Annotated in this window: 5 protein-coding genes and 1 pseudogene; 3 read left to right on the plus strand and 3 right to left on the minus strand. The window is 69.0% G+C overall.

Annotated elements, in window-relative coordinates; translation table 11 throughout:
* The 3 genes and pseudogenes from WAX14_RS08320 to WAX14_RS08330 all read left to right on the plus strand — a co-directional run.
* A pseudogene (locus WAX14_RS08320) lies at nucleotides 1-189 on the plus strand (hypothetical protein); the annotation flags it as partial.
* 79 nt (nucleotides 190-268) lie between these two features.
* Nucleotides 269-922, plus strand: a complete 654-nt coding sequence (locus WAX14_RS08325) for a Fic family protein (protein ID WP_422627616.1) — start codon at nucleotides 269-271, stop codon at nucleotides 920-922.
* A gap of 392 nt (nucleotides 923-1,314) precedes the next feature.
* Nucleotides 1,315-1,488 (plus strand): hypothetical protein, encoded by a 174-nt coding sequence (locus WAX14_RS08330; RefSeq protein WP_422627617.1) that lies wholly within the window; start codon nucleotides 1,315-1,317, stop codon nucleotides 1,486-1,488.
* Between the two features lie 70 nt (nucleotides 1,489-1,558).
* Here WAX14_RS08330 and WAX14_RS08335 read toward each other — a convergent pair whose 3' ends face one another.
* The 3 genes from WAX14_RS08335 to WAX14_RS08345 form a co-directional block, all read right to left on the minus strand.
* Nucleotides 1,559-2,554, minus strand: coding sequence for a hypothetical protein (locus WAX14_RS08335; RefSeq protein WP_422627618.1), 996 nt, complete (start codon nucleotides 2,552-2,554; stop codon nucleotides 1,559-1,561).
* Between the two features lie 600 nt (nucleotides 2,555-3,154).
* Complete coding sequence (locus WAX14_RS08340; RefSeq protein WP_422627619.1) at nucleotides 3,155-3,691, minus strand: DUF6036 family nucleotidyltransferase; 537 nt, start codon at nucleotides 3,689-3,691, stop codon at nucleotides 3,155-3,157.
* 8 nt (nucleotides 3,692-3,699) lie between these two features.
* Nucleotides 3,700-4,215, minus strand: coding sequence for a hypothetical protein (locus tag WAX14_RS08345; protein WP_422627620.1), 516 nt, complete (start codon nucleotides 4,213-4,215; stop codon nucleotides 3,700-3,702).
* Nucleotides 4,216-4,688: the final 473 nt, after the last annotated feature.

Raw genomic sequence — 4,688 nt, forward strand, 5'->3', positions numbered from 1 at the left:
CGCGCCCAGTTCGACGGCCGCTTCGTCGAATTCGACCATCTGCGGCGGATGCGGCACGCCACCGAGTACCCGCGGTCGCCGACGGACACGGATGTGACCGTCGCCGAAGCGCGGGAGGCGTGCGCGATGGCGCGGGAGGCCTGCGAGGCGGTGCGGAAACTGTTGCCACACTTGGGTTTGTGGCGGTGACGGCATGCGCCCCGGTACCGCGGGAACCTGCCGACGCTGCCCTCGATAACATCGATAACACCCCCGCACGGAGTACACGATGACCACGATCGGAATCGCCGACCTCGCGGGTGTCGTGTACTCCGCGGGCACGGTGTTCGACGGTCTGGCCACCGGCCGCCGCGACACCGAGAACTTCCTCCGCTCCGGGAGCCTGGACGGGGTGACCTCTCGCACCGACCTCGCCCTGCTCGAAGACCTCCGCGACGTTGCGCAGTTCGTCCTCGACCACGGTCGGCGGCCGATCAACGCTGCATTCGTGTGCGCTGTCAACGCGCAGATCACCCGCAGCGGTGCACTGCACCCCGGGCAGCTCAGAACACCCGATCAGCAGATCGGTGTGCAGACCAGATACGGCCGTCACACTCCCGAAGCGGTGACCGTGGCCGGTCTGCAGCAGCTCCTCGACGACGCGCTGGGTGGGGCGGACGCGTGCGAGGCCGCACTGGAGTTGTTCGTCGACCTGGCGAAGGCGCAGCCCTTCGAGGACGGCAACAAACGCACTGCGTTGTTCGGCGCCACCAACCTGCTGATCAGCGCCGAGACGGGAACATTGCTCACGATCCCGGTCGATGAGGACGACCCGGGTCTGTCCGACGCGTTCCACGATCTGCTCGCCCAGGCCTATGTTCGGGATGAGCGCGGCGGCGTGAAAGACCTGTTGCGCACGCACGGGTTCGTCAGCGTCGTCTGATGGGAAACACTCGGTGTCTGTCGGTGCCGGGTGTTTCCCGGGGAAACACTCCCGCGGGACGGGCCTGCCGGGGATTCGGGGTGCCGTCGACGGGGCCGGGCGAGCGCCTGCGTTGGATGCGGCACGCCGCCGAGTGTCCGCGGTCGCCGACGGACATCGATGTGACCGTCGCCGAAGCGGGGTGGTGTGCGCGATGGCGCGGGAGGCATGCGAGGCGGTCCGAAAACCGTTGCCGGACTGAGGTCTGTGGCTGAAATGCTCGGCGCGTCCGGAGCCGAGTTCCGCGGAATCGGCCGCACGGGGAAGGGCGTGCTCGGCGTGCCGGATGGGCTGCGGCCGTAGACTGGCGTGCGCAAGAGCAGCTGTGGATCGTGAATCCGAAAGGTGTTGCGATGTCAGCGTTGACCGACGACCGCCTGCAGCTGCGCCGGCACCGCTCCGCAACGCCGGAGGAGATCACGGCGCGTCGGCGCAAGGCGGCAGCCCTGTTGGGGCATTCCCTACCGGTGACCGACGAAGAGAAACGGCGATACCGCGAGGCCGGAAAATTGCCACCTACCGCGTAGCAGAACCGCAGCTGTGCCCCCGACGAGGTGCCGCTGCCGGTGCAACGGTCACCGCCGCTGGGGAGGCACCTCAGCCGCGGTAGCTGCCGTCCTCGATCGCGGTGCGCAGGCGCTCGGCGGCGTCACGCACGTCCGATCCCGGGCCGCGCAACACATCGTGCACCGCGATCACCGGATCGACCAGCACCGCTGAGGCGCCGCCGGCCGCGCGGGCGGTACGCCACAGCGTCGGATCGGCGGGGACGATCACCTCGAGGGTGTGCGCGCCGGCGGTCGCCGGGGTGAACCCGGCCGCGGTGAAATCGAGAAACTCCGCGGCGTAGAGGACCGCGGTGGCCGGTAGCCGCCACGGCGCATACGTATCGGCGGCCACATCACCACTCTGCAGCACGGAAACGTCGCTCTCCGAACAGAACCGGGCTGCGTCGGTGGCCTGCCGGATCACCGGATCGAGCCCGAACCAGTACGTGGAGGCCCCGCCCGGGCCGGGATATTCGGCCAGGTGCTCGGCGAGCAGTCGCGGGCGAGGGTCCGCGATCCACCCGTCCGGTGTCCGGTGCAGGTGCGGGCTCTGCCGCAGTGCGAGGGAGACGGCCTGCTGGGTGACCTCGAGTACGTCGGCCAGCTGTCGCTGGGACACCGGCTGCTCGGCCAGCAGCAGCACCCGTTCGGTGGCCCACCGGATCCACGGCCTGCGGCCACGGCCCCGGCGCACGGCCGGGACCGGCGCCGTCGCCGGGGACGGCGGGTCGTAGCGGGTGCCCGCCGCGATGAGCAGCTCGTCGCCGGGTGCGATCACATCGACCGCGCCGCTGTGGGCGAGTTCGAGCAGGTGCGTGGTCGTTCGGGGTGTGACCACCAGCAGCCGGGAATCGGGGTGCTTGCCACGCAGCGCCGCGAGCAGGTGCGGGGTCGGGGGACGCTGGTGCACCGTCACCTGCGCGGCCACGTCACGGCCGTCGGGAAGAAGCAGTTCCAGGCGGTGCAACGAGCCCGAGGTGATGCGGGTGCCGGTGCGGCGCAGCAGTTGCAGGGCATCGGAGAGAACCTGTGCTGCTGCGTCCATCTGTTCTACTCCCTTTTCGTCTCCTACCAGGAGATACAAGCATAGTTGCCCACAAGTGTTTTAGCTTGTGACGCGCCCATCCGTTCCGGTCCGGCAGTGCTCGACGGCCGGGCGGTAGTCCGGTGGTCGTGAGGCAGTGAAACGTTCGCGTCGCGACCGGCGATGAGGGTGGTGGTAGGTCGGCTTCACGTCGGCGCGCCGAGCCCTCGCTCCCGGACCACCCCCGACGGTCCGGGAGCGAGAGTGCCGGCATCGCGCCGCCGCGGCCCGAGCTGCCGCCGTGACGGAGAAAGCTGCGCGCCTCGATGCGGATCTACGCTCGACGAGCCTGCCGGTCAGGTCCACGTCCCGTGCACCTGTCCGCTGCGACACCGCGGACCGATCGGTGCGAACCACTCTTCCCGGCGGGGTACCGCCGTGGAATCGGCGATCCTATCGGTAAACCGTGTGCGTCTCGATGATGGCGGTGGGTTCGGCCGGAGCTGCAGGCCGCACCCTCGCCCGGATCATCACCAGACGTGGCAGCCTGAACGTCGAGCAATGGTGCCCGGCGGGTGCTGTCCGCCCCGTCGGGTCGAGCTCGTAACCTGCTTGGCTCGCCTATAGTTCGCTGGCTCGCTCGATTATCCGCTCGAAGAACAACTCCTGTGCTCCGATAGCGCCGCGGCCGAAGTACCGTGCGACCACGACCTCGATGTCCGATTCCTTCGTGATGCCGAGTTCGTTGCACAACAGCGCGGCATCACTGAGGTCGCCGTCGGACTGCCGCGACGACATTGCCTTCATCGCCAACAGATAGCGCGGGGAGGCGATCTCGATGGTCAACGCGCGGCCGATCTTCTCGCTGCGAGGGTGGTCGTCGTCGTGCAGAGGCATCACCTGCACAACCCCGTCGCTGAGCCAGTGCTTCGAAAGCCCGTGAGTGACGGCGATCTGCGCAGCAGCGTCGAGGACGACATCACGCGGAACGAACACACCGTCGATGTCGGCAGTGGTACGGCGCGCGTTGTAGGCCAGCGCCATCGCGGCGCCGCCGACGATGAACACCTTCGCTTCGATACCCTGGGCGGCCAGCTGCATGTCGAGTTCGGCGAGCAGTTCGCGGATTCGAGCAGCGTCGAGTTCGACGTCGCGCATGGACAGGATCAGACTCCTTCGAGATTGCCGGCCGCGAGGATGACGTTGCGTTCCCGCAGCTGGATCGGGGTGCGTAGGTACTCGAGCCACCGGTATTTCCCGGTGCCCAGGGGGTCGAACAGTTCGGTGCAGAAGCGAGCCGGGTTGCGGCACCACCGAAGGATCTCCGGGTGGGAAACCCGGTCGACGCCGGTGATCTCCGCAACACCGGCAATGATGGCGTCCCAGCCCCGGTGCCCGGTGGCCGGCGGTTCGAGATGGAATGCGTCGATGTCCGCGGCGCTGGTGAGCCGGTCCGCGGCCAGCCGGCATTCCCGCAGCACCCGCACCAGGAACGGCCAGTCCGGATCCGTCGGCACGATCGTTGCGAACCGGGCATAGGTGGTCAGGTTCCCGGAGACGATCTCCGAGTCGGAACCGAGCCGATCGAGGACCCGGTGACGCAGATCGGACGTCCCGGGCGGAACTGCGTCGATACCGGAACCGCCGGTGACCCAACGCAGTTCCTTGTCGGTGAGGGGCACTACCGTCGACCTCCTCCCTCTTCTCGCCGGATCGGTGTCGTGCACATCGAGAGTACGGGCTGCGGCACCACCGTGGATCGCCGCAGGCGGGCTTCGCGACCGTGATCGGCGCCGAGACACGACATCGGTCACGCTCCCGGTCGCCTCGCTCGACCTGCCCGCCCAGCCCTACGTTCCCGGACGAGCACCGCGGCAGGTCTGTGGCGCACGGGGCGCTTCCCGGAACAACTCCCGGTGTTCGAAGACACCCGGTTGGAGCGGGCCGTTCGCAGGTTGCGGAGCCTGCTTCGGCGCTGATCCGGCCGGTGCGATCCGGCATCGGATCCGCGCACCGATGCCCCGGTCCGGGCGCCGCCGCGCAGGCTGCGCCCCTATCCGGTCGATGACCGCGGCGATCGGGTCCGGCGGTAGGGGCGGATCGCCGCGGCGGGTCGGCGCGGCCCTGTGGAGACGCCGGTGGGGTCTGTGCCGAC

The organism is Rhodococcus sp. (in: high G+C Gram-positive bacteria) (genome assembly GCF_049299235.1).
Taxonomy (GTDB): domain Bacteria; phylum Actinomycetota; class Actinomycetes; order Mycobacteriales; family Mycobacteriaceae; genus Rhodococcus.